The organism is Xanthomonas sp. NCPPB 2632 (genome assembly GCF_041228075.2).
Classification (GTDB): domain Bacteria; phylum Pseudomonadota; class Gammaproteobacteria; order Xanthomonadales; family Rhodanobacteraceae; genus Luteibacter.
On the sequence record NZ_CM192979.1, the window covers coordinates 1205668 to 1227037 of the forward strand.

General features: G+C 67.1%; 22 protein-coding genes. 14 read left to right on the forward strand and 8 right to left on the reverse strand.

The window, feature by feature from the left end:
• The first annotated feature begins 2 nt into the window (after positions 1 to 2).
• Together AB8808_RS05365 and AB8808_RS05370 are read left to right on the forward strand one after the other, a co-directional pair.
• The gene (locus tag AB8808_RS05365) at positions 3 to 455 is read left to right on the forward strand and encodes an NfeD family protein (protein ID WP_369927364.1); all 453 of its coding nucleotides are present in this window, start codon (positions 3 to 5) and stop codon (positions 453 to 455) included.
• Complete coding sequence (locus AB8808_RS05370) at positions 448 to 1731, forward strand: threonine/serine exporter family protein (RefSeq protein WP_369927366.1); 1284 nt, start codon at positions 448 to 450, stop codon at positions 1729 to 1731. Before AB8808_RS05365 ends, AB8808_RS05370 begins: the two co-directional genes overlap by 8 nt.
• A 37-nt stretch (positions 1732 to 1768) precedes the next feature.
• Here the strand turns inward: AB8808_RS05370 and AB8808_RS05375 are convergent, their stop codons facing one another.
• Positions 1769 to 2092, reverse strand: a complete 324-nt coding sequence (locus AB8808_RS05375) for an H-NS histone family protein (RefSeq protein ID WP_369927368.1) — start codon at positions 2090 to 2092, stop codon at positions 1769 to 1771.
• 234 nt (positions 2093 to 2326) lie between these two features.
• Here AB8808_RS05375 and AB8808_RS05380 point away from each other — a divergent pair, with 234 nt between their 5' ends.
• Positions 2327 to 3226, forward strand: a complete 900-nt coding sequence (locus AB8808_RS05380; RefSeq protein ID WP_369927370.1) for a hypothetical protein — start codon at positions 2327 to 2329, stop codon at positions 3224 to 3226.
• Positions 3227 to 3439: 213 nt separating this feature from the next.
• On the opposite strand, the gene AB8808_RS05385 is transcribed toward AB8808_RS05380, so the two are convergent.
• Positions 3440 to 5140, reverse strand: coding sequence for a proline--tRNA ligase (locus AB8808_RS05385; RefSeq protein ID WP_369927372.1), 1701 nt, complete (start codon positions 5138 to 5140; stop codon positions 3440 to 3442).
• 63 nt (positions 5141 to 5203) lie between these two features.
• Positions 5204 to 5620 (reverse strand): DUF4124 domain-containing protein, encoded by a 417-nt coding sequence (locus tag AB8808_RS05390; RefSeq protein WP_369927374.1) that lies wholly within the window; start codon positions 5618 to 5620, stop codon positions 5204 to 5206.
• Between the two features lie 107 nt (positions 5621 to 5727).
• Between AB8808_RS05390 and pssA the strand changes: the two genes are divergently transcribed.
• Genes pssA through rimI form a run of 3 tightly spaced genes read left to right on the forward strand, consistent with a single transcriptional unit; the run spans position 5728 to position 7469 of the window.
• The gene (pssA, locus tag AB8808_RS05395) at positions 5728 to 6519 is read left to right on the forward strand and encodes a CDP-diacylglycerol--serine O-phosphatidyltransferase (protein ID WP_369927376.1); all 792 of its coding nucleotides are present in this window, start codon (positions 5728 to 5730) and stop codon (positions 6517 to 6519) included.
• Positions 6519 to 6989, forward strand: coding sequence for a hypothetical protein (locus tag AB8808_RS05400; protein WP_369927378.1), 471 nt, complete (start codon positions 6519 to 6521; stop codon positions 6987 to 6989). The genes pssA and AB8808_RS05400 overlap by 1 nt, the downstream gene beginning before the upstream one ends.
• Before the next feature lie 6 nt (positions 6990 to 6995).
• Positions 6996 to 7469, forward strand: a complete 474-nt coding sequence (gene rimI / locus AB8808_RS05405) for a ribosomal protein S18-alanine N-acetyltransferase (RefSeq protein ID WP_369927380.1) — start codon at positions 6996 to 6998, stop codon at positions 7467 to 7469.
• Between the two features lie 8 nt (positions 7470 to 7477).
• Here the strand turns inward: rimI and AB8808_RS05410 are convergent, their stop codons facing one another.
• Complete coding sequence (locus AB8808_RS05410) at positions 7478 to 9961, reverse strand: ABC transporter permease (protein WP_369927382.1); 2484 nt, start codon at positions 9959 to 9961, stop codon at positions 7478 to 7480.
• Positions 9958 to 10644, reverse strand: coding sequence for an ABC transporter ATP-binding protein (locus AB8808_RS05415; RefSeq protein WP_285404007.1), 687 nt, complete (start codon positions 10642 to 10644; stop codon positions 9958 to 9960). The genes AB8808_RS05410 and AB8808_RS05415 overlap by 4 nt, the downstream gene beginning before the upstream one ends.
• Here AB8808_RS05415 and AB8808_RS05420 point away from each other — a divergent pair.
• The 3 genes from AB8808_RS05420 to AB8808_RS05430 all read left to right on the forward strand — a co-directional run bounded on the left by AB8808_RS05420 (position 10643) and on the right by AB8808_RS05430 (position 13117).
• Positions 10643 to 11254, forward strand: a complete 612-nt coding sequence (locus tag AB8808_RS05420) for an arylesterase (protein ID WP_369927384.1) — start codon at positions 10643 to 10645, stop codon at positions 11252 to 11254. The two genes, AB8808_RS05415 and AB8808_RS05420, sit on opposite strands and share 2 nt — an antisense overlap.
• A 118-nt stretch (positions 11255 to 11372) precedes the next feature.
• On the forward strand, positions 11373 to 12101 hold the full coding sequence (locus AB8808_RS05425; protein ID WP_285404005.1) for a response regulator transcription factor: 729 nt from the start codon (positions 11373 to 11375) through the stop codon (positions 12099 to 12101).
• Positions 12102 to 12127: 26 nt separating this feature from the next.
• On the forward strand, positions 12128 to 13117 hold the full coding sequence (locus tag AB8808_RS05430; protein WP_036143236.1) for a sensor histidine kinase: 990 nt from the start codon (positions 12128 to 12130) through the stop codon (positions 13115 to 13117).
• Positions 13118 to 13159: 42 nt separating this feature from the next.
• On the opposite strand, the gene AB8808_RS05435 is transcribed toward AB8808_RS05430, so the two are convergent.
• Genes AB8808_RS05435 through AB8808_RS05445 form a run of 3 tightly spaced genes read right to left on the reverse strand, consistent with a single transcriptional unit; the run spans position 13160 to position 16611 of the window.
• A complete protein-coding gene (locus AB8808_RS05435; RefSeq protein ID WP_036143233.1) occupies positions 13160 to 13741 on the reverse strand; it encodes a response regulator transcription factor in 582 nt (193 codons plus the stop codon).
• Positions 13738 to 15018 (reverse strand): ATP-binding protein, encoded by a 1281-nt coding sequence (locus tag AB8808_RS05440; RefSeq protein WP_369927387.1) that lies wholly within the window; start codon positions 15016 to 15018, stop codon positions 13738 to 13740. The genes AB8808_RS05435 and AB8808_RS05440 overlap by 4 nt, the downstream gene beginning before the upstream one ends.
• Before the next feature lie 57 nt (positions 15019 to 15075).
• Positions 15076 to 16611, reverse strand: a complete 1536-nt coding sequence (locus AB8808_RS05445; protein WP_369927389.1) for a peptide MFS transporter — start codon at positions 16609 to 16611, stop codon at positions 15076 to 15078.
• Positions 16612 to 16896: 285 nt separating this feature from the next.
• Between AB8808_RS05445 and AB8808_RS05450 the strand changes: the two genes are divergently transcribed.
• The 5 genes from AB8808_RS05450 to AB8808_RS05470 all read left to right on the forward strand — a co-directional run bounded on the left by AB8808_RS05450 (position 16897) and on the right by AB8808_RS05470 (position 21360).
• A complete protein-coding gene (locus AB8808_RS05450) occupies positions 16897 to 17271 on the forward strand; it encodes a diacylglycerol kinase (protein ID WP_369927391.1) in 375 nt (124 codons plus the stop codon).
• 78 nt (positions 17272 to 17349) lie between these two features.
• Positions 17350 to 17997 (forward strand): LemA family protein, encoded by a 648-nt coding sequence (locus tag AB8808_RS05455; protein ID WP_285404000.1) that lies wholly within the window; start codon positions 17350 to 17352, stop codon positions 17995 to 17997.
• Positions 17997 to 18896, forward strand: coding sequence for a TPM domain-containing protein (locus AB8808_RS05460; protein ID WP_369927393.1), 900 nt, complete (start codon positions 17997 to 17999; stop codon positions 18894 to 18896). The genes AB8808_RS05455 and AB8808_RS05460 overlap by 1 nt, the downstream gene beginning before the upstream one ends.
• A 5-nt stretch (positions 18897 to 18901) precedes the next feature.
• Entirely contained in the window at positions 18902 to 19396 is a 495-nt protein-coding gene (locus AB8808_RS05465) for a TPM domain-containing protein (protein WP_369927395.1), read from the forward strand.
• A 143-nt stretch (positions 19397 to 19539) separates the two neighbouring features.
• Entirely contained in the window at positions 19540 to 21360 is a 1821-nt protein-coding gene (locus AB8808_RS05470; protein ID WP_369927397.1) for a type IV secretory system conjugative DNA transfer family protein, read from the forward strand.
• Positions 21361 to 21370: the final 10 nt, after the last annotated feature.

Genomic DNA, 21370 nt, shown 5'->3' on the forward strand with positions numbered 1-21370 from the left:
CCATGAGCCAGATCGCACTGCATTACCTGTGGTGGATCGCCGCCTTGCTGCTGCTGGGAGGCGAGGTGCTGCTGCCGGGCTATTTCCTGCTCTGGATCGGTATCGCCGCCGCGGTCACGGGTCTGGTGATGCTGGCGATACCTGATCTCACCGTGCTCGCGCAGGCGGTGATCTTCGCCGTACTGGCCTTCGCCTCGTGCTTCCTCTATTGGAAGTGGCTGCGACCCCGCCTGACCCGCGCTCCGGCCGGCAACGAGCGCCTGAACCGGCGCGGCGAGCAACTGATCGGGCAGCGCTACACGTTGTGCGAGCCGATCGTGCAGGGGCGGGGCAAGGCGAAGGTGGGCGACGGCATGTGGCTGGTCGCCGGCCCCGACCTGCCGCTGGGCGCCACCGTCGAAGTCGTCGGCATCGACGGCACCACCCTTCGCGTAAAGGCGGCGGACGTTGCCTGAGGTCGTACCGCTGACCGTCCCGGTGAGCTTCGCCACCACGGCGATCAACACCCGCATCGCGTTCCTGACCGAGCTCGCCCGTCGCTTGCACCAGTACGGCACCACGGCGCCGCGGCTGGAAACCGCGATCGCCCGGTCCGCACAGCGCCTGGGCCTGTCGGCGGAGGTCTGGTCCAGTCCCACCGCCATCATCGTGTCCTTCGCCGACCTGGGGCAGGGCGACGATGGCGTGGCCCAGGTCACCCAGGTGATGCGGCTGCCCCCCGGCGACGTCAACCTGGCCCGCCTGTGCGAGGCCGACCGCATCGCCGACGCGGTCATCGATGGCCAGATGGAACTGCGCGAAGGCTTCCATCTGCTGCGCAAGCTCGGCGCGCCGGAGACCTCCCGCGCGGCGTTGGGCGTCATCGCCAGCTACGGACTGTGTGCCGCTACGGTCGTCGGCTTGCTGTTGCACAGCGCCTGGCCCGACCTGATCACGGCGGGATTCATCGGCGTCATCATCGGCTGGATCACGGTGGCCTCGGGCAGCCGGCCGCGGCTGGCTACGGCCAGCGACGCCATCAGTGCCATGGTGGCCACGGCGATCGCCATCGTGGTCAGCGCCTATCTCGTGCCGCTGGCGGTGAAGTCGGTGATCCTCGGCAGCCTGATCGTGCTGATGCCGGGCATGGCGCTGACCACGGCGGTGCGCGAGATTTCCAGCCAGCATCTGGTGGCGGGCGTGGCCCGTATGGGCGGAGCCATCGCCACCCTGCTGAAGCTGACGTTCGGCACGGTGGCCGCCAGCCAGTTGTGCGAGGCCTTCGGCATCGTGTCGCGCGACTATGCCCTGGCGCCTCTACCCGGCTGGGCGGACTGGCCGATGCTGGCGATCGGCGCGTTCTCGTTCGCCATCCTGTTCCGCGCCGCGCGTCGTGACTGGCTGGTGGTCATGGGGGCGGTGATCGTGGGTTATCTGGCCACACGCTGGGGCGGCAGCATCTCCGGTTCGCTGCCGGGGGCGCCGTTCGGCGTGTTCGTCGGCGGGTTGCTGCTGGGCTCGCTGAGCAACGTCTACGCGCGTTATGCGAAGCAGCCCGGCGCGGTGGTTCGCGAGCCGGGCATCATCCTGCTGGTGCCGGGATCGGTGAGCTTCCGCAGCGTGTCGTACCTGCTCGACCACGACGCCTCGCTGGGCATGGATACCGGGCTGCTGGGCGTCACGCTGCTGGTGTCGCTGGTGGCGGGGCTGTTGTTCGGCGACCTGATAGTGGCGCCGCGCCGGTCGTTGTAAGACCGGGCGACGCCAGGGATTCGGAGCGGCGGTGCGGTCAGGCCAGCAGATCGGCTTCCTTCTTGCCGGCCTTCAGCGCCTCGTTGAACCAGCGCGGACGCTTGCCGCGGCCCGACCAGGTCTGCTCGGCATCATCCGGATTGCGGTACTTTGCGGCAACGGTGGTGCCGGCGCGGCGGGCCTTGGGCGCGCGGGCGCCGAACACGTCGTCGAAGGTAAATCCTTCGGCCTTGATCATCGCGTTGATTTCTTCGCGCAGGCTGGAGACTTTATCCTTGCGCAGCTCGTTCTGGCGGGATTGGGCCTTGGCAATCAACTCCTTGAGCTGATTGTGATTGAGATTCTTGATATCGACGGCCATAAGGCATCTCCCGGTGGTGATTTTTACTAAGGGTGGCTGCCCGGTTAATCAGGCGATTAACCGGCAAGGGTTAACTGGAGTAATTGTGACCTAATTGGCGGACCCATGGAAACTCGGCGTGGGATGCTCGATAGAACCGGGCTCGATTATCGGATTAATCCTACAGTTCAGCGCCGAATTACTGCCCGGACTTATCGTGAGCGTAATGCATCCACGTCCTGCCAGGAAAACGTCATGCCGATCTCCTTTTCTCGCAAAACCGCCCTCATGCTCATTCTCGCCGGTAGCCTTGGTATGTCCGGCAACGTCCTCGCCGAATCCGCCATCTACGGTGGTGGTCCGTTCTACAGCGGAGGCACCGCTGTCATGAACGACCTTCGGGCTTCGGGATTCACCACCGTTATGTTGTGGAGCGTGCATGTCGACACCAACGGCGACCTGCATCTCAACGACGAGCCGCTTATCAGCAATGGCAGCTATATCGGTCCGAATACGGGCTGGTCGGCCGAACTGGCGACCCTGAAACAGGCGCCCACCTCGGTGAATCGCATCGAGGTATCGATCGGTGCCGGCGGCACCACGGATTTCGAGAGTATCGAGGCGCTGGTGAATGGCACCGGCGCGGGTTCCGGCACCGGCCCAGACAGCATCCTCTACCGTAACTTCCAGTTGCTCAAGCAGATCACCGGTGCGGATGCGGCTAATTTCGACGACGAGAGCGCCTACGATCTGGCCTCCGCGACGGCGTTCGGGAAGATGCTGGCTGGCTTGGGCTACAAGATCACGTTTGCGCCCTATACCAATCGCAGCTTCTGGGCGTCGTTGAAGACCAACCTGGGCAGCGCCGTGGACAAGGTCTACCTGCAGGCGTACGCCGGCGGGACGGGCAACAATCCGGCGCAGTGGACGAGTGCGCTGGGTATGCCGGTGATTCCGGGGCTGTGGTCGAAGAACGGCAGTGGCTGCTCGGCCGGTGACTCGCCGGCAAGCGTGCAGTCGAAGATGGCGGCGTGGAAGCAGAGCGCGGGTATCCCGGGCGGCTTCATGTGGCTGTACGACGATATCCAGAAGTGTTCGGCGTCGGGCCGGACCACGGCGGATTATGCGAAGGCGATCAATACCGCGTTGCAATGATGCGATGTTGCTGAGGGTGACGACGCCAGTGCGATGCGCCGGGGCCCCGACATGTAGGAGCGCGCGTTCGCGCGCGACATCTTTTCGCGATAATCCCTGGGCTGGCGCGCCAGCTCCGGGGTTCGGCCTCAACACATGTCGCGCGCGAACGCGCGCTCCTACACGGGGTACACGCCTTGCCCGCATAGGGCGTACGGCGGCTTGCTCAACTGCTCAGGGGTTGAGCAAGGCCAGCAGCTCGTCGCGGGTGATGTTGCGGGCTTCGGCATCCGTGCGCGCACGGTATTCGAAGGTGCCGGCTTCCAGCCCGCGTCCGCTGACCACCACGCGGTGCGGGATGCCGATCAGTTCCATGTCCGCGAACATCGGGCCGGGACGCAGGCCGCGGTCGTCCAGCACGGCATCCACTCCAGCCTGTGACAGCGTCTGGTAGAGCGACTCGGCCGCTTCGGTGACGAGGGGATCGTTCTTCGGGTTGATGATGCAGACGGCCACGCGCCAGGGCGCCATGGCGTCGGTCCAGATCATGCCGGCGTCGTCGTGGCGCTGCTCGATCGCCGCGGCGACGATACGGCTGACGCCGATGCCGTAGCAGCCCATGTACATGGTGGCCATCTTGCCGTTGTTGTCGAGTACGCGGGCACCCATGGCTTCGGCGTATTTCTGGCCGAGCTGGAAGATATGGCCAACCTCGATGCCGCGCGCCAGGCGCAGCGTGCCGTGGCCATCGGGCGAGGCGTCGCCGTCGACCACCTTGCGGATGTCGGCGATACGGTTGACCCGTGCGTCGCGCTGCCAGTTGGCGCCGGTGTAATGGGTGCCGTCCTGGTTGCCGCCGCAGACGAAATCCGCCAGCACCGCGGCGTTGCGGTCGACGATGACCGGGATGGTGTCGGGCAGGCCGACCGGGCCGATGAAGCCGGGGCGCGTGCCGATCGCGTCGAGGATATCCGCCTCGCTGGCCAGTTCGGAGGTGTCGGGCAGCTCGGGCAGGTGGGCCGCTTTCACTTCGTTGATGTCGTGATCGCCACGCACAACCAGCGCAACCAGGCCTTCCACCCCGCGTACCAGGATGGTCTTGACCGTCTGCGCCGCGGGCACGCCGAGGAACGCCGTGATCTCCTCGATGGTGCGCTGGGTCGGCGTGGCGACGCGCGCCAGGTCGGCGGACGGCGCCGGACGCTCGATGCCGGGCGCCATGGCTTCGGCTTTCTCGATGTTGGCCGCGTAGGACGAACCGTCGGAGAACGCGATGGCATCCTCGCCCGAGTCGGCGATGACCTGGAACTCGTGGCTGGCGCTGCCGCCGATGGCGCCCGTGTCGGCATCCACCGCGCGGAAGGTGAGGCCCAGGCGGGTGAAGATGCGCGAATACGCGTCGTACATCACCTTGTAGGTGTCGCCCAGCGATTCCGGCGTGAGGTGGAAGGAATAGGCATCCTTCATCAGGAACTCGCGCGCCCGCATCACGCCGAAGCGGGGGCGGATCTCGTCACGGAACTTGGTCTGGATCTGGAAGAAGTTGAGCGGCAGCTGCTTGTAGCTTTTCAGCTCGTTGCGCGCGAAATCGGTGATGACTTCCTCGTGCGTGGGGCCGTAGCAGAACTCCTGCTCCTTGCGATCCTTGATCTTCAGCAGCTGGCCGCCGAATTTTTCCCAGCGGCCGGTTTCTTCCCACAGCTCGCGCGGTTGCACCGAGGGCATCAGGACCTCGATGGCGCCGGCGCGGACCATTTCCTCGCGCACGATGACTTCCACCTTGCGCATGATGCGCAGACCCAGCGGCGACCAGGTGTACAGGCCGGACGCCAGCTTGCGGATCATGCCGGCGCGCAGCATCAGCTGGTGGCTGGCGATTTCCGCGTCGGCGGGAACTTCCTTGACGGTGGCGAGATGGAACTGGCTGAGGCGCATGCGGGCGATTCGTCGGGAGTGAACGGACGATTATAGGTGCAAGCCCGGCCCCGCGCCGGGCATCTATTTGCAGTAAAGCGTCATCTGGGCCTGGGTGGTTTCCACCTGGCGCTTTTTGCCGGCATCGTCGAGCGGCTGGGTGCCGCCCTTGCCGTCGTCCACGGAGACGACCTGGTCCTTGCCCAGCACGTCCATGTTCTTGCGCAACTGGTCGCACAATCTGGCCCGGTTGGCCGGGTTGTCGGCCACCGGGCTACCCGGCGGCGGTGTGCTGGCGGCTTTCGCCGGGGCGGCCGCGGCCGGGGCGGGTGCGGGTGCCGCCGCGCTGCCACTGGTCTTGACCGTTTCGTACTTCATCTTTCCCGGCGGCGGTGTGTCCGCGTAGTGCGTGACGCCCTGGGCGTCCTTCCACTTGTAGGCCTGGGCCATCGCCAGGGGGCAGGCCGTGACGAGGATCGCGAGGGCGAGGCAGCGGCGCATGCGTGGTTCCGGCAGGGGAAGGGTGGCGCAACAAGTATCACCGGGCCCGCGCGCGTGCAAGCGACGACGCCTGGGCTACACTGATGGCCCACGTTACGGCTTTGTCTATGAGCGATTCGATCCAACCCCGGGGGCCACGACACCGCGGCATCTATCTGCTGCCGAACCTGTTCACCACGGGCGCGATGTTCTCGGGGTTCTACGCGATCGTCTCGGCTATCGCCGGCCACTACCAGACCGCCGCCCTGGCGGTGTTCGTGGCCGCCATCCTCGATGGCATGGACGGCCGCGTCGCGCGCATGACCAACACCCAGAGCGAATTCGGCGTGCAGTACGACTCCCTGTCCGACCTGGTCAGTTTCGGCCTGGCCCCCGCGCTGGTGCTCTACACCTGGGCGCTGTCGTCGCTGGCGGATTACGGCCCCGTCTGGGGCAAGATCGGCTGGGCAGGGGCGTTCATCTATGCGGTGTGCGCCGCCCTTCGGCTGGCCCGCTTCAACACCCAGGTGGGCGTGGCCGACAAGCGCTATTTCCAGGGGCTGGCCAGTCCCGCCGCGGCCGGCCTGTGCATGTCGTTCGTCTGGACGATGGCCAAATTCGACGTGTCGGGGCCGTCGGTGGCGTTCTTCGCGCTGCCGCTGGCCGTCATCGCCGGGCTGCTGATGGTCAGCAACGTGCGTTACTACAGCTTCAAGGCATGGCCGAAGGGCGATCGCGTGCCCTTCATCTGGCTGATCGCCGCCGTGCTGGTGGTGGTGCTGCTGGTGATCGACACCGCCCGCGTGCTGTTCGCGGTGGCCGTGTTCTACACAGTGTCCGGCCCGGTCATGACGCTGTGGGGCCGCGCCGCGCACCGTCGCCGTGTGCGCCGCCACGCCAGGACCACGGGGGCTCCCTGATGTCGGCCGTGCCAGTCCGCCACGCGCGCTTGCTGAAGGTCATGGGCGTCACGCCGTGGCGTCTTCGGGCGGGTGAGGTGGCAGCGCGTTCCATCGATGCCGTCGAGGGTGAGGGTCCGGCGACCACGGGCGAGCGGGCCACCTGCGTCGTCATCCTGCCTTCGGGCTGTACCGAGCGCGAGCGGGACATCGTCGGGCATGCGCTGCGTGCCTTCGGCGCGGTCACGGCCCGCGCGGCACGCCTGGAGGTCGGCGCCGCCGGCCTGATGCACGTACCTTTGGCCGCCACGTACCTGGTGTTCGGCGATGCGCAGGCGCGCGCCCTGGGCCACCAGCTTTCCGCCGCACAGCAGGGCGCGGCGCAGATCGTGCTCGTGGACACGCCGTCGCTCATCCTGACCGATGCCGCCGCCAAGCGCCGCCTCTGGAACGGCCTGCGCGCCCTGGGCCGCGCGTTCGCACGGAGCTGATCCGCCATGGCTGCCGTCACCCGTCCGTACACCGAAGTCCGCGTGATGCGCCGCGACGATCTCGACGCCGTGGTCGCCATCGAACATGCGTCCTATCCCTTCCCGTGGACGGCCGGCATCTTCCGTGACTGCCTGCAGGCGGGGCACAACTGCTGGGTGCTGGTGCACGACGACCAGGTGGCCGGCTACGGCATCCTGTCGGTCGCCGCGGGCGAGGCCCATGTGCTCAACATCTGTATCGGCGACGCCTGGCGTGGCCTGGGCTACGGACGGCGCATGATGCGCCGGTTGATCGACCTGGCCCGTTGGTATGGCGTGGAGCGGGTTTTCCTCGAGGTCCGCCCGTCCAATCCCGCCGCCAAGGCCTTGTACGATTCCCTGGGTTTCCACGAGATCGGACGGCGGCCGGGCTACTACCCCTCGGAAGGCGGGCGCGAGGAAGCCATCGTGATGGCCTTCGACATGCAGCGCCCGGCCTAGTCGAAGGCTCAGCCCTCGCGCAGCAGGGCCATCGGCGAGGTGTTCAGCACCCGTCGCGTGCCGAACAAACCGATCAGCATCACCACGACCGCCGCCCCGGCCGCCGTGCCGATCAGCGGCCACAACGGCGGGACGAAGTGCTCGATGCGGAACACCGCCTGGCCCATCCATAGCCCCGCCCCCGCCGCGCCCAGTGCCGCCGTCAGCCCCGCGACCAGCCCCAGCAGCGCGAACTCGCAGGCCGCCGCCGCGCGCAACTGCATGCGCGTGGCGCCCAGCGTGCGCAGCAGTGCGGCTTCCTTGCGGCGTTCCTGCGCGCTGGCGGCCAGCGCCGCGGTGAGCACCAGGGCGCCCGCGAGCAGGCTGAATCCGAGCACCCAGCGCACCGCGCCGCCCACCCGGTCGACGATGTCGCGCACGCGATCGAGCAGGGCATCGACATCGATCAGGCTGAGGTTGCCGTAATCGCGCGACAGGCGTGCCAGCTCGTCCGCATGACCACGCGGCAGGTAGAAGCTGGTCAGCCACGTGTGTGGAAGGTCCGACGCGTGGGCCGGATCGAGCATCAGGAAGAAGTTGACCCGGAACGAACTCCAGTCGACCTTGCGGATGCTGGTCACGCGAGCGTCGATGCTGCCTTCACCCACCTCGAAACGCAGGGTGTCGCCCAGCTTGAGCTGGAACCGGTCGCGCCAGGACGTATCCAGCGACACTTCCGCGTGGGCGGGCGACGGTCCCGGCCACGCCCCGGCGATCACCTGGTTGGACGGCGGCAGGTCCGAGCTCCACGACAGCCGCAGTTGCTGGTCGGCGGCATCGCGTGCCTGCGGGTCGGCGAACGTCAGCGTATCCACCGCGCGGCCGTTGATCGCCGTGAGCTTGCCCACGGCCAGCGGCATCATGTTGCTGCGCGTGGCGCCCATCCTGGCCAGGGCATCGGTGAAACCCTGGCGCTGGTCGTCCTGCAGGTTGAGCGCGAACCAGTTCGGCGTGTCCGCGGGAAGTTCGCGTCGCCAGCCGTCCAGCAGCGACGGTGCGATCACCGCCAGCAGCAGCAACGCACACAGGCCCAGCGACAGCGCCGTGGCCTGCACCAGCGACAGGCCGCGGCGGCGGGCCAGCGCGGCCAGGCCCAGCCGAAGCGCCGGATGCGCGCCGGGCGCCACGCGCCGGGCGATTACCAGCAGCAGGGCGGACAGCAGGGCCGCGACCACGGCCACGCCGGCAAGGCTGGCGGCAAGGATGCCTGCCAGCTTGGCCGAGTCGCTCTGCACCCAGACCAGCGCGATGGCGGTCAGCAACGGGATCAGGTACAGCACGTCGAAACGGCGCACGCGGCGCTGCATGGACTCGCGGAACACCGCCACGGGCGGCACCTCTGCGAGACGGACCAGGGGCGGCAACGCAAAGCCCGCGAGCACGGCCAGGCCCATGGCGGCGGCCGCGAACGCGGGACCGAGCGGCAGCGTGGTCGGTATGTTGTCGAACAACTGTCGCGCGAAGTACCACGCGCCCTGGGCCAGCGCGAGGGCGATCACCATGCCCAGCGCGGCGGCAGGTAGCGCCAGCGCCGCGAGGGTGCCGACCAGCAGGGCGGCCACCCGTCGACGGGGTACGCCGAGCGCGCGCAGCAAGGCCACTTCGGACGCCTTGCGCCGTGCATAGCGCGACGCCGCGAGCGCGATCGCCACGCCAGCGAGCAGGGCGGAAAGCAGGGCGGTCAGGCGCAGGAAGGCGCTGGCCCGGTCGAAGGCCGAGCGCATGCGCTCCTGCATCTTCTCCGGCGTGACCAGCTCGGCGCCCTGGGGCAGCGGAGAGGCTTCCAGCGTTCCCCGCCAGGTCGCCACGGCGCCGGCGGGGCCGGACACCAGCAGGCGATGACGGGCGCGGCTGCCGATCGAAAGCAGGCCGGCGTCGGTGGCGTCGTCGAGGTTCATCAGCGCACGCGGCGCCAGGGCGAACAGCTCGCCGCCGTCTGGCTGGCGGAGCAGCTCGCCCGTGACGTGCAGGTCCTTCCCGCCCACCTGCACGGTCTGGCCCGGCCGGACGCCCAGACCGACCATCGCGCGGTGATCGAGGAACAACTCGCCACGGCCGGGCCCGTGCGCCACTCGGCTGCGCCCGTCCGCACCGCGCACTTCCAGCGTGCCGCGCAACGGATAGGTGGCATCGGTCGCCTGCACCTCGACCAACTGGCTGCGCTCGCCGACGAACGCCACGCTGCGGAACGAGGCGCCGCGCGACACGGTAAGCCCGTCGTCCTGCGCCGCACGGAACAACGGTTCGGGCAAGGGTGCCGGGGCGGTCACGCCCAGGTCGCCGCCGATCAGCTCGGCCGCGCTGGCAAGGATGCCGCGCTCGATCCGTGTGGACAGCGTGGCTACCACGCCGAGTGCGATGACGGCCAGCACCAGCGACGCCGCCAGCGTACGCAGTTCGACCAGGTGCCATTCGCGGCGCAGGGTGCGCAGGGCCAGGCGTGTGACGTTCACGCGGCAACCTCGAGACGGCCCTCGTGCAGCGTGGCCGAGCGCGCGCAGCGGGCGGCCAGTCGCGGATCGTGGGTCACCAGGATCAGGGTGGTCGCATGCTGGCGGTTCATCGCGAACAGCAGGTCGCCCACCTGTTCGCCGGTGTGCTGGTCGAGGTTGCCCGTGGGTTCGTCGGCGAAGAGCACGCGCGGCCGGTGGACGAAGGCGCGCGCCAGGGCCACGCGCTGTTGCTCGCCGCCGGACAGCTGAGCGGGATAATGGCGGCGCCGCGCCGTCAGCCCCACCGCGTCGAGCGCGGCGTGGGCGCGTTCGCGCGCACCGTCGTCGCCTTCCAGTTCCAGCGGCAGCATTACGTTTTCCTCCGCGGTGAGTGCGGGCAGCAGGTGGAACGACTGAAAGACGAAGCCGACCAGCCGCCGCCGGATCGCCGCGCGGGCTTCCTCGTCCACCGCTTCCAGCGCCTGGCCGTCGATCCGCACGCTGCCCGAGGTGGCAACGTCCAGGCCGGCCAACAGTCCAAGCAACGTGGTCTTGCCGGAGCCGGAAGCGCCGACGATGGCGAAACTCTCGCCCGCGGCCACCTGCAGGTTCACGCCCGAGAGGATGTCGAGGCGTCCCTCCGGGCCGAAGACCGACTTGGTAACATCGGTCACTTCGAGAAGAACACGGGAAGAATCGCTCATGCGTCGTTGCCTGGTCCTGTTGCTATGGGTTTGCTGCGCCATCGCCTCCGCGGCAAATGCGCCACGCAAGGTGCTGGTGCTCGGGGACTCGCTGTCGGCGGCGCACAACATCCCCGTGGACGCGGGATGGGTTCGCCTGCTCGAGGCTCGCATGTCGAACATGGCGACGCCGTGGACGATGGTCAATGCCAGCATCAGCGGCGAGACCTCGCTCAGCGGGAAGAATCGCCTGCCTGCCTTGCTCAAGGCACAGCATCCCGCCGTCGTGGTGATCGAACTGGGCGCGAACGATGGCCTGCAAGGCCTGCCGTTGACCCAGCTGGCGACCAATCTGGATGCGATGATCGCCGCCGCGAAGGCATCCGGCGCCAAGGTGCTGCTGCTGGGCATCGAACTGCCGGTCAATTACGGCCCGCAGTATCGCGACGGGCTACGCAAGGTCTACGCGGATGCCGCTGCACGCCACGCCGTGCCGCTGCTTCCGTTCCTGCTCGAAGGCGTGGCACTCGATCCTGCCCTCATGCAGGACGACGGACTGCATCCGACGGCCAACGGCGAGCCGCGTGTTGCGGAGAATGTGTGGAAAACGCTAAGCCCTTTACTTAGGTAGACGACGCCGCGTGCACGTCGTCGTACCCAGAATAAATGCTGGTTTCCGGTCTTCACGCTGTGCTCACCGGTTCGGCCGTTAACTCTTCACATTTGTGAATCAGCGAAGGAGTGGAGCGATGAGCAACCGCGATGAACAGGCAGGCCTGATCCTTCTGGTCGAAGACAACCGCCAGATTGCCGAGATGGTCGGCGAGTTCCTCGAGCGCAGGGGCTATTCGGTCGACTACGCCGCCGACGGCGTCAGTGGTCTCCATCTGGCCGTGTCCAACAGCTACGACGTGATCGTGCTCGACCTGATGCTCCCTGGCATGGATGGCCTGGACGTATGCCGCAAGCTTCGCAAGGACGGCAAGAAGTCCACGCCGGTGCTGATGCTCACCGCGCGCGACACGCTGGAAGACAAGCTGGTCGGCCTCGAGGCCGGTGCCGACGATTACCTGGTCAAGCCGTTCGAAGTGCGTGAGCTGGAAGCGCGCCTGCGCGCCCTGATCCGCCGCGACCGTCGCCAGGTCTCGTCCGAAGTGCTCAACGTCGGCGACATGACGCTCGATACCGCCACACTGCGCCTTACGCGCGGTGGCCAGGAACTCACCGTCTCGCCGATCGGCCTGAAGCTGCTGGCCATCCTCATGCGCGAATCGCCGCGCGTGGTCAGCCGCCGTGACATCGAGCGCGAGATCTGGGGCGACACGCTGCCCGATTCCGACACGCTTCGCTCGCACCTGTACAACCTGCGTCGCGTGATCGACAAGCCGTTCGAGCGTCCGCTGCTGCACACGATCCATTCGGCGGGCTATCGCCTGGCGGACCTGGATTCCGAAGTCGCCGCGTCGCAGACGGCATGAGGAACGTGCAGGACCGGGCATAGTCGATGGAAGGCAGCAAAACGCGGGGAACCATCCGTCGGGGCTCGTTCAAGGCCCGTATCGCGGTGGTTTTCGTCCTGCAGACCCTCGTCGTCGTCATCGCATCGCTGATGGCGGCGAACAACGTGGCGCCGATCGGTGCCGCGATCGCCATCATGCTTTCGTCGGGCGGTCTGGCGTGGCTCGCCGTGTCCCGGGAGTGGATGCCGGTCGAGGCGCTGGCGCGCCTGCTGGACGGCTGGGACCCGGATCGTCCGGACATGGCGGGGCTGCACGAGCAGAGCGGACGCAAGTCCGACGGCGACGTGTCGCGGCTGGTGCGTGGACTGCACGGCCTGGCTTCGCGCATCGAAGGCTACAGCGAGCGCGAGCGCAATTTCACGCGTGACGCCAGCCACGAACTGCGCAGCCCGCTCACGGTCATCAAGATGTCGTCGGACATGCTGGCCGACGAAGCGGATCTGTCCGAGTTCGGGCATCGTTCGCTGGAGCGCATCCGGCGTTCCACACGCGAGCTCGAGGCGCTGGTCGAGGCCTTCCTCATTCTTTCCCGCGAGTCCGACCAGGGGCTGGCCGAGGAAGACTTCGTGGTCAACAAGGTGTTGCGCCAGGAAGTGGATTACGCACGCGAGCTGATCGCGGGTCGTCCGGTCGAACTGGTGCTGGACGAGCCGGCCACGTTCGCGTTGCATGCCTCGCCGCGAGTGTTCGCGGTGCTGTGCGGCCAGCTCATCCGGCATGCCTTGCAGCAGACCGACCAGGGCACCGTGGTCGTTACCGTCATGCCCGGCAGTGTCAGCGTCATCAATCCCGCCGTGGATGCACCGGAACCCGGTACACGTCGGCATGCCTCGGTCAATCCGCATGGCTTCGACCTGGCGATCGCGCGGCGACTGTCGGACCGCTTCCAGTGGCCGTTGGAGACCCGTTCGCTTCCGGGCGCGAACCGCGTATCCAGCGTTCGTTTCCCGCACCCGCAGCCCGTCGAAGCCTGATCCCCGCCAGCAGCGCGCCGAACGCTGTCGAGCAAGGCGCCGTCAGGTTTCGTCCGGCCGCTCGCGCACGGGGTGCTTGCTGAGCTTGCGCTGCAACGTGCGTCGGTGCATGCCGAGGCGGCGCGCCGTCTCGGAGATGTTGCCTTCGCACTCGGTCAGCACACGCTGGATGTGTTCCCATTCCAGGCGTCGCAGCGGCAGCGGGGCGTCCGGTGCATCGGCGAAGTCGTCGGAATCCAGCGGGCCGGAATCGCCGTCCAGCAGCGCACGCACCACGGCATCCGCGTCCACGGGCTTGGCCAGGTAATCGTGCGCGCCGCGCTTGATCGCTTCGACCGCAGTGGCGATCGAGGCGTAACCCGTCAGTAGCAGCACGCGCATGTCCGGCACCAGCGACTGCAGCTCCGGGATCAGGCGCAGGCCGTTCTCGTCGCCCAGCTTCAGGTCGAGCACGCAGTAACGCGGCTGGTGACGGCGGGTGAGGGCGCGCGCGTCGTCGGCGGTGTGCGTCGTGATCACCTCGAAGCCGCGGGAGGTGAGGGCGCGGCCGAGTACGCGGGCAAAGGTGGCATCGTCATCGACGATCAGCAACGGGCGTCCGCCCGGCGGAACCAGCTCGTTCATGTGTGGTCTCCAATGACCGAAAGGGGAAGTCGCAGGCGCATTCTGGCGCCGTGCCCTGTATTGCTGGCGGCAAGCTCGCCGTCGAGTCGTTCGGCGGTGGCCTCGGCCAGCGCCAGGCCGATGCCCAGGCCGGTGTCCTTCTGCGAAAGGCCCAGCGTGCCCAGTTCGTCGAACTCGTCGAACCCCGGGCCTTCGTCCGTCACGACCAGTTCCAGCCAGGCGCCGACGATGCCGATGGACAGCGAGACCGCCGTGCTGTCGTTCATGGCAGAGGCGTCGGCGGCGTTGTTGAGCAGGTTGATCAGCGCGTGGCGCAGCCCCGGCGGCGAGCGCAGGGCGACGCGGCCTGCGCCGGGCTCCACCGAAAGGGTTACTTCGGCCTCGGGGCGCAACAGCTGGAAACGCTCCATGCAGCCATGGATGAACTGGTCCAGCGTGACGCGCTCCGGCACCTGCGACAGCTGTGCCTGGCCGAAGGCCACCATCTCGCGCAGGATGGTGCGGCAGCGCTCCACCTGGCCGTCGAGCAGGTCGAGATCGTCTCCCAGCGCGTTGTCACCGGCGTGCTCGCGGCGGATCTCCGGGAGCAGCGTGCGCATGGTGGACAGCGGCGTGTTGAGCTCATGCGCTGCGCCCGCCGCTTGCGTGGCGATGGCCAGGATGCCCTCGTCGCGGAGGGCGCGCTCGCGCACCCGCTGCACCTCGCCCTGTTGCAGGCGGATCGCCTTGGCCAGGTTGCTGATGAACACGCCCAGCAGCACGGCCATGATGACGAAGTTGACGCCCATGCCCGCCACGTACAGGTCGAAATCCTGGCTCTTGTCGCCCAGGGTGGGCAGCGGCAGGTGGTAGGGCACCAGCAGCACGTAGGCCACGCCGGTGAGGATGGCGACCAGCGATACCCCGGCGATGGACAGCGCGGCGGCGGACAGCGCGATCGGTACCAGGAGCAGGGCGACGAAGGGATTGGCCGCGCCGCCGGTGAAATACAGCAGATAGCCCAGCACCAGCGTGTCGGCGGCGATATGCACGATGGCCTCGCCTTCGCTCACCTTCCACGGCATGCCCAGCCGGAACGCCGCCGCTGCTGCGAACACGGCCAGTACGCACACGCCGATCATCAGCGGCAGCAGCGGGATGTCGAGCCGGAGCAGGGCGACGCAGGAGAGGATGGCCACGCTCTGGCCGGCGATCGCGCAGAGGCGAAGCCAGGCGAGCGTGCGCGCGAGTGCGAAGGGACCGGAGCGTGACGATGGCGAATGCAGGGTGTCGCTCACGGTGGCAGGGTCTCGTTGGAGGCACGAGGGCCGCCCACGTGGGCGGCCCTCGTCGTGTTACAGGTCTTCGTTGTGCACCGGGGGCACCGGCGGCACGTTGGCCAGGGCATGGTTGAGCGACAGCTTCTTCATCAGTGGCAGCATCGCCACGGCGATGACGACGCAGCCCACACCGACGAAGCCCAGCTTGTTGAACAGGCTGGTGTAGATGCGCAGGGATTCCAGCGGGTCGGTGATGTTGTCCGGGATGGCCGCATAGTTGGCGACCACGCTGCCCATGTACTGGGCGACACCCGAGGCGACGTAGTAGGCACCCATCATGAAGCCGCCCATGCGCGCCGGCACGTAGCGGGCGATCATCGCCAGGCCCAGGCCGCTGACCAGCACCTCGCCCAGCGAGTAGAAGCCGTAGCCCCAGACCATGTACCAGGACGAGATCTTGCCGGCGACCGCGGTGGTCGCGCCCAGGCCATACATGAAGAAGCCCACGGCCACGGCGACGAAGCCGAGGGCGAACTTGGCGGCGACCGGGAAATCCTTGCCGCGACGGCCAAGCGCGTTGTAGATCCAGACCAGGATCGGCGAGAGGATCACGATCCAGATCGCGTTGAGCGACTGGAACTGCTCGGGAATCCACGTGAGGATGTGCCAGCCGAACAGGTTGAAGTCCAGGTCGACGTTGCGCTGCGCGAACAGGTTCAGCGAGGTCGACATCTGCTGGTAGAAGATGAAGAAGAAGATCGTCTGCACCGTGAGCACCAACGCGGCGATCAGGCCGGCCCGCTCGCCCTGCTGGCTGGAGCGGATCAGGTGCGCGAAGATGCCCAGGATGACCACGCCGGCGATGTATACGCAGGCCTGCGCCACGCCCTGGTTCTGCAGGATGTACGCCGAGGCGGCGATGATCAGGATGCCGGCACCGACGATGGCCAGCACGTTCTTCATCACCGGCGGCACCTCGTCGGGCGTCGAGCCGACGTGGGCCAGCGTGCGGCGCATGAAGAAGTAGTTGACCAGGCCGAGGATCAGGCCGATGGAGCAGACGCCGAACGCGGTATGCCAGCCCAGCGCGTCGCCGTAGTGCTCGCCCACGTAGTCGCGAATCCAGGGCGTGAGCAGCATGGAGATGGTCGAGCCGACGTTCACCGCCATGTAGTAGATGGTGAACGCGCTGTCGATCTTGACCTCGTCGCCTTCATAGATCTTGCGTACCAGGTTGCCGGCGTTGGGCTTGAACAGGCCGTTGCCGAGGATGATCACGCCCAGCGCGATATACAGGAACGAGGTGTTCTCGGTCGGAATCCACAGCAGCGCGTAACCGACCATGAGCACCACGGCACCGGTGAGCATGGTGCGGCGAGTACCCAGGAACCGGTCGCCGATCCAGCCGCCGATGGCCGGGGTAGCATAGATCAGGGCGGCGGCCGCGCCCCAGACGAGGTTGGCGTCGACATCGGGAAAGCCGAGCTTCTTCACCATATAGGTGACCATCAGCACCTGCATGCCGTAGAAGCCGAAGCGCTCCCACATCTCGATGAGGAAGACCGTGCTGAAGGACTTGGTCTGTGAAATGGGCGGGTTCTGGGTTGCCATGTATTTTCCGGACGCATTGGAAACAGCGAACGGGCCCGCAGGCCCGCTCCCATCGTGGCGACCGAAGAACGGGGCCACAGCTTTTCAAGCGTAATACAAATGCTCCGCCGGGTTGTGCTGCAGCGCCAGAGGGGCGCGGCGATTCACCACGGCAGGCCGCGGGCGACGCGCCCGGCCGCCGGGCGGGCGGCCTATGGCATGATGCGAGGCTGTTTCGTGACCTCCCAGGCCGGCGCCATGTTCCCGATCCCGTTTTCCCCGTCCGTTTCCGGCGCCTGATCCCTCATGGCCACCACCGTCCCCCGCGGCCCGCGGCAGATCCTCGCGGCCTTCCAGTGGTCCATGAAGGGCCTGAAAGCGGCGTATCTCCATGAGGCCTCCTTCCGGCTTGAGGTATTTCTCGCCGTGGTCGTCGTCCCGCTGGGGCTGTGGCTCGGGCACGGGGGCGTCGAGAAGATCGTCCTGATCACCTTCCCGATCCTGGTGCTGTCGGCCGAACTGCTCAACTCCGCCATCGAGGCCGTGGTCGACAAGGTCAGCCCCGAGTTCCACGAACTGGCCGGCCGGGCCAAGGACATGGGTTCCGCCGCGGTGTTCCTGCTGCTGGTGATGGTGATGGTGAGTTGGGGCCTGATCCTCGTCCCCCGCTGGTTGGGTTGAACCGCGTCGCCGACGTATCGTCCGCTTTCACCGCCTTTGGGTTAAGTTGTGCCCCGCACACCCAAAGGAATCCGCGCCATGAAAAACGTTCTTCGTGCTTTTGCCCTCGTCGCCCTGGCGGGTTTCCTGTCCGGGTGTGGCTATAACGCCATCCAGCGCGAGGACGAAGGGGTCAAGGCCGCCTGGTCCGAGGTGCTGAACCAGTACCAGCGCCGCGCCGACCTGGTCCCCAACCTGGTCAATACCGTGAAGGGCTACGCCCAGCACGAGGAGCGCGTGCTCACCGAGGTGACCAACGCCCGCGCCCGCGTCGGCTCCACGCAGATCACCCCGGAACTGGCCAACGATCCAGCGGCCCTGGCCAAGTTCCAGGCGGCCCAGGGCCAGCTCACCGGCGCCCTGTCACGGCTGATGGTGGTCAGCGAGAACTACCCGCAGCTGAAGGCCGACGGCTCGTTCCGTGACCTGCAGGCACAGCTGGAAGGCACCGAGAACCGCATCACCGTGGCGCGCAATCGCTACGTGCAGGCCGTGCAGTCCTATAACGTGCTGATCCGTTCGTTCCCCAACAACCTCACGGCCAAGGTCATGGGCTACCAGGTGAAGCCGAACTTCAGCGTCGAGAACGAGAAGGCCATCTCCACCGCGCCCACCGTCGACTTCGGCTCGACCCCGGCGCCGGCACCCGGCCAGGCTCCGGCCCCGGCGGCTTCGGCCGCTCACTGATGCGGCGGCTGGCCGCACGGCTGTTGCTTGCCGTTGTCCTGCTGGCGCCGCCCCTGGCTGCGTCGGCGGACGACGCGGTTGTGCCGACGCTGTCGCGGCATGTCACCGACCTGACGGGCACGCTGTCCGCCGACCAGGTGACTCAGCTCGACGCCCGCCTGGTCGACCTGGAAAAGACCAAGGGGGCCCAGGTGGTCGTGCTGATGGTGCCGACCACCCAGCCGGACGACCTGGAGAGCTACTCGCTGAAGGTGGCCGAGGCCAATAAGGTGGGCCGCAAGGGCTCGGACGACGGCGTGCTGCTCCTGCTGGCCAAGGACGACCGGCGCGTGCGCATCGAGGTCGGCTACGGGCTCGAGGGTGCGATTCCCGACGCCATCGCCTCGCGGATCATCCGTGAGTACATGGCGCCCAAGCTGCGCAGCAACGACTACTACGGCGGCATCACCGAGGCGCTCAACGCGATCACCCAGATCGTGCAGGGCGAGGCGTTACCGGCGCCCGTCGCTCCGGATGAAAGCCATGAGCGACGGCGTGGCGGCGGCAGCCTGCTGCTTCCCCTGATCTTTGGCGTACTGATGCTGCGCGGCGTGCTCGGTCGCGCCCCGCTGGCGGTTCGTGCACCGCTGGGCGGCCTGGTGACGGGTGGCCTGGGCTGGCTGTTCCTGCATTCGCTGCTCGGCGGCGTGGTGGGCCTGGTGGCGGGTGCGCTGTTCATGGCCATCCCGCTCGGCAGCGGTCGCGATATCGGCGGCGGTGGCTGGGGCGGCTTCGGCGGGTTTGGTGGTGGTGGCTTCGGCGGCGGTGGTGGAGGTTTCGGCGGTGGTGGCGGTGGCGGTGGCGGCTTCAGTGGAGGCGGCGGCAGTTTCGGTGGTGGCGGTTCGTCGGGGAGCTGGTGATGGTGATGCAACGGATCGTCAGCAACCTGTTCGGCGCCTGGTTCCAGATGAACCGGCAATTCCCGGCCGCCACGCTGGATGCCATCGCGAAAGCCGTCGCCGCGGGCGAGGTCACGCACCGGGGCGAATTGCGTGTGGTCATCGAGTCGCGGTTGCCGTTATCGTCGGTACTCGCCGGTGTCACCGCACGGGATCGCGCCGCCATGCTGTTTTCGCACCTGCGCGTGTGGGACACCGAGGACAACTCGGGTGTGCTGCTGTATGTGCTGCTTGCCGAACACCGCATCGAGATCGTTGCCGATCGGGGCATCTCGCGTCTGGTCTCCTCACCGGAGTGGGATGCCATCACGGCACACATGCGCGATGAATTCGCCCGCGGCCGTTTCCGCGAGGCGGTGCAGACGGGCGTGGCCGAAGCGGGCGCGTTGCTGGCACGGCACTTTCCGGGGGACGGCCGACCGCGCGAGAACCAGTTGCCCGATCGTCCGCTGGTGCTCTGATCCTCTGGGCGCCCGGCGGATGAGAAAGTTCGTCGGCATAGAATAAATCGGAAAAATAGGACTTTCTTGCCTGGGACGCTCTGATTCGGCGTGTCGCTGGCGCATCCTTGCGATCCGATTTTTCAGTGACGGATCACCGGACGATGAGTGGCAAGACCAAGGCGACGATGCTCGCCGTCCTCGCCCTGCTGGGCGTAACGGGCGGCGAATACCTGGCGGGCTTTCTTACCCTGTGGGCCTTGCGACTGGACCAGGTGCCACTGGAGGCGGTCACCTACTGGCAGTATGTCCGTGCGCTGGATCTGCCGCAGGTTGCCCCGTATGCCACGAAGATCAAGCTATGCGGTGCGGCAGGCTTTGGCGTGCCGCTGCTCGCATGGCTGCTCGTCCTCGTGCCGATGCTGCGTGGGCGTGCCGAGTCCATGCACGGCGAGGCGCGCTTCGCGAAGCTTTCGGACCTGAAGAAGGCGGGGCTGCTGAAGCAGACGCCGCAGAGCATTCTCCTGGGCAAGTTCCGCGGGCGCTATCTCTGGTTGGGTGGCGCGCAGCACGTCGTCACGATTAGCCCGACCCGATCGGGCAAGACCACGAGCATCGCCATTCCCGTGCTGCTCTCGTACCAGCAGTCGATGGTGGTGCTCGATCTCAAGGGTGAGCTGCACAAGGCCACCAGCGGCTGGCGCGAGCGACAGGGCCAGCTCATTCGCGTATGGGCGCCGTACGACGAGAACGGCGACACGCACCGCTTCAATCCCATGACCACGCTGGAGGGCATGAGCCCGGACAAGCGCATCGGGGAAATCCAGACGATCGCCGCCATCCTGTATCCCGACCAGCCGGGCGGCGATCCGTTCTGGACATCGCAGAGTCGCGCCGCCTTTACGGCATTCACGTCGTACCTGTTCGAAGCGTGGGAGCGGAAAAAGGCGGATCGGCTCGTGCCCGGCGGCGCGGCGGGCGACAAGGATGAAGCGCCGGTTTTCCCCAGCTTCGAGCGGGTGCTGCGCTTCTCCAGTGGATCACGACATGGGGGTACCAAGGAGACGCTGGAAAACCTGCTGAAAGACCCCTCCTACGATTACATCAGCCCACAGACACGCACGGTGTTCGGCAACCTCGTGGGGCTCGCCGAGCAGACCTTCTCGTCGGTTATCGCCTCCATGCAGGCACCGTTGCAGCAGTTCCTGAGCCCCATCCTGGCGGCGGCCACCAACGCCAGCGACTTTGACGTGACCAGCTTGCGGAAGCGGCTGACCACGCTCTACGTCATCATCCCGACCAACAAGCTGGACGAGAGCGCGAAGCTGCTGAACATCTTCTTCAGCACCGTGATCGGCAACAACCTGGGGCAGCAACTCGGGGAAGATCCGGAGCTGCGTTACCAGATGCTGATGCTCATGGACGAATTCACCGCCATGGGCCGGGTCGACGTCTGGGCCAAGCGCATTTCCATTTCCGCCAGCTACGGCGTCCGCGACCTGTGCATCGTGCAGAGCCGGGCGCAGCTACGCGCGGCCTATGGCGACCACGACGCGGAGAACTTCATCACCAACCACGGCGCCCAGGTGGTGTTCGCGCCACGCGAGCAGGCCGATGCCAATCAGTACAGCGAGATGCTCGGTTACAAGACCGTTCGCAAGGAGCATCGCAACACGAGTCGTGGCAGTGGGTCGCATCAGGTGTCGACCAGTCATAGCGAGGAACGCCGGGCATTGTTGTTGCCGCAGGAGATCAAGGAGCTTCCTGGCGATGAGGAGCTGATCTTCTACGAAGGCTGCAAGCCGATTCGTGCGCGGAAGAACTGGTTCTTCAAGGACAGGATGTTTCGGGAGCGGGCGGGAGTGGCGCCTGTGCGGGTGCTGAGGAAAAAGATCGATCCGATGCCTGGCGCTGTTCGCCCGGCCGATGAACGAGCAGTTGGGTCGGTACTGGATGCGTTGCGGCAGACATCGCGCGGGGTGTAGTGCGGAAGAA

Bases quoted from the DNA above. Each gene is read 5' to 3' on its own strand.
- AB8808_RS05365 (WP_369927364.1), top strand. From the start codon at position 3: ATGAGCCAGATCGCACTGCATTACCTGTGGTGGATCGCCGCCTTGCTG.
- AB8808_RS05375 (WP_369927368.1), bottom strand. From the start codon at position 2,092: ATGGCCGTCGATATCAAGAATCTCAATCACAATCAGCTCAAGGAGTTG.
- AB8808_RS05380 (WP_369927370.1), top strand. From the start codon at position 2,327: ATGCCGATCTCCTTTTCTCGCAAAACCGCCCTCATGCTCATTCTCGCC.
- AB8808_RS05385 (WP_369927372.1), bottom strand. From the start codon at position 5,140: ATGCGCCTCAGCCAGTTCCATCTCGCCACCGTCAAGGAAGTTCCCGCC.
- AB8808_RS05390 (WP_369927374.1), bottom strand. From the start codon at position 5,620: ATGCGCCGCTGCCTCGCCCTCGCGATCCTCGTCACGGCCTGCCCCCTG.
- pssA (WP_369927376.1), top strand. From the start codon at position 5,728: ATGAGCGATTCGATCCAACCCCGGGGGCCACGACACCGCGGCATCTAT.
- AB8808_RS05400 (WP_369927378.1), top strand. From the start codon at position 6,519: ATGTCGGCCGTGCCAGTCCGCCACGCGCGCTTGCTGAAGGTCATGGGC.
- rimI (WP_369927380.1), top strand. From the start codon at position 6,996: ATGGCTGCCGTCACCCGTCCGTACACCGAAGTCCGCGTGATGCGCCGC.
- AB8808_RS05420 (WP_369927384.1), top strand. From the start codon at position 10,643: ATGCGTCGTTGCCTGGTCCTGTTGCTATGGGTTTGCTGCGCCATCGCC.
- AB8808_RS05415 (WP_285404007.1), bottom strand. From the start codon at position 10,644: ATGAGCGATTCTTCCCGTGTTCTTCTCGAAGTGACCGATGTTACCAAG.
- AB8808_RS05425 (WP_285404005.1), top strand. From the start codon at position 11,373: ATGAGCAACCGCGATGAACAGGCAGGCCTGATCCTTCTGGTCGAAGAC.
- AB8808_RS05430 (WP_036143236.1), top strand. From the start codon at position 12,128: ATGGAAGGCAGCAAAACGCGGGGAACCATCCGTCGGGGCTCGTTCAAG.
- AB8808_RS05435 (WP_036143233.1), bottom strand. From the start codon at position 13,741: ATGAACGAGCTGGTTCCGCCGGGCGGACGCCCGTTGCTGATCGTCGAT.
- AB8808_RS05445 (WP_369927389.1), bottom strand. From the start codon at position 16,611: ATGGCAACCCAGAACCCGCCCATTTCACAGACCAAGTCCTTCAGCACG.
- AB8808_RS05450 (WP_369927391.1), top strand. From the start codon at position 16,897: ATGGCCACCACCGTCCCCCGCGGCCCGCGGCAGATCCTCGCGGCCTTC.
- AB8808_RS05455 (WP_285404000.1), top strand. From the start codon at position 17,350: ATGAAAAACGTTCTTCGTGCTTTTGCCCTCGTCGCCCTGGCGGGTTTC.
- AB8808_RS05460 (WP_369927393.1), top strand. From the start codon at position 17,997: ATGCGGCGGCTGGCCGCACGGCTGTTGCTTGCCGTTGTCCTGCTGGCG.
- AB8808_RS05465 (WP_369927395.1), top strand. From the start codon at position 18,902: ATGCAACGGATCGTCAGCAACCTGTTCGGCGCCTGGTTCCAGATGAAC.
- AB8808_RS05470 (WP_369927397.1), top strand. From the start codon at position 19,540: ATGAGTGGCAAGACCAAGGCGACGATGCTCGCCGTCCTCGCCCTGCTG.